The sequence below is a fragment of the Actinoplanes sp. NPDC048791 genome (genome assembly GCF_040650095.1).
Classification (GTDB): domain Bacteria; phylum Actinomycetota; class Actinomycetes; order Mycobacteriales; family Micromonosporaceae; genus Actinoplanes.
On record NZ_JBEZGQ010001521.1, the window covers coordinates 1 to 1,492 of the forward strand.

At 74.6% G+C, this 1,492-nt stretch carries 2 protein-coding genes; both read right to left on the minus strand.

Features of this window, described 5'->3' with window-relative positions:
• The coding region (locus AB0C29_RS48060; RefSeq protein ID WP_360835018.1) for an ABC transporter permease subunit at nt 1-1,139 on the minus strand (1,139 nt) is incomplete at its 3' end.
• 1 nt (nt 1,140) lies between these two features.
• A partial coding sequence (locus AB0C29_RS48065) for an ABC transporter permease (RefSeq protein ID WP_360835020.1) occupies nt 1,141-1,492 on the minus strand: 352 nt, incomplete at its 5' end.

The window sequence follows — 1,492 nt, forward strand, 5'->3', positions numbered from 1 at the left end:
AGGTCCGGGCTATCGGCGTAGCCCCGGCCGGCCGCGTCGACGAGCCGGGACACGGCCTGGGCGGTGAGCGACTTGCCGGAGCCGGACTCGCCGACGACGGCGACCGCCTCGCCCCGGCGGATCGAGAACGTCACGCCGCGTACCGGCCGGATCGGTCCTCCGGCGGCCGGGAAGCTGACGGTGAGGTCCCGGACGTCGAGGACCACGTCGGACGCCGGACTGTTGTCCGTGCTCTCGGGTGCGGATGGCGCCGTGCCCACGGGCGCGGCCGGGGAGGGGTTCGCCGAGGCGGGCAGGCCGACCAGGGCGTCCATCCCGAAGCCCTTGGCCACCGACTCACCGAGCAGGTTGAGGGCCAGGCCGGCGACGAGGACGGCCAGCGCCGGGGCGATCGCGGCAGCCGGGTTGAGGTAGAGCACGCCGATGCCGTCGTACAGCAGCCGTCCCCAGTCGTAGGCGGGCGCCTGCACGCCCAGGCCGAGGAACGACAGGCCGGCGAACGCCAGCAGCGCTCCCCCGGCACCCATGGTGGCGTTGACCACCAGCGGCTCGGCGATGTTGGGCAGCAGGTGGCGGATCAGGATGCGGAAGCGGCCCACGCCGGCGATCTGCGCGGCGGCGACGAAGTCCCGGGCCGCGACCCCGGCCAGCAGGGTCTGCACGAGCCGGGCGAACGTCGGCGCCCCGGCCAGCCCGATGGCCAGCACCGCCCCGGTCGCGCCGACGCCGAAGACGACCGCGAAGAACAGCGCGAGCAGCAGGCCCGGGAAGGCGATGGCGATCTGCACGGCTCCCGTCACCAGCCGGCCCAGGCGCCGCCCGAGCAGCCACGGTGCGGTGCCCAGCAGGAGTCCGGCCAGCACGCCGATGGCGGTGGCGGCCAGCGCGAGACCGACCGAGAGCCGGGTCGCCTCCAGCACCCGGAACGCGATGTCCCGGCCCAGGTTGTCGGTGCCGGCCCAGTGCCGCCCGGAGGGTCCGGCCAGGATGTTCGCGGTGTCCACGGCGTCCGCGCGGGCGTCCCACGGCGCCGGCCCGACGAGGGCCAGGACCAGGACCACGAAGACCAGCGCGGCCGCGGCCCGGCCCATGGGCGTGCGCAGCACGCGGAGCCAGCGATGAGCGGTACGGCGGTTCACCTCAGTCCTCCCGGATCGTCGACCGCGGGTCGAGCAGCGCGAGCGCCACGTCGACGGCGGTGTTGATCAGCAGCACGCCCAGGCCGTAGACCAGCACGATGGCCTGGACCAGCGGGTAGTCCTTGCTGAGGATGGAACGCACGATGGTGGTGCCCAGGCCGGGCCAGGCGAACACGTTCTCGACCAGGACGGTGCCCGCGACCATCGACCCGAGGATCAGGCCGCCCAGCGTCAGCGAGGCCGTGGCCGCGTTCGGCAGGGCGTGGCCCAGATACAGCGAGCGGGCCGGCAGGCGCTTGGCCCGCGCCGTCCGCAGATAGTCGGCGTCCAGCACGGCGACCATCTCCACCCGC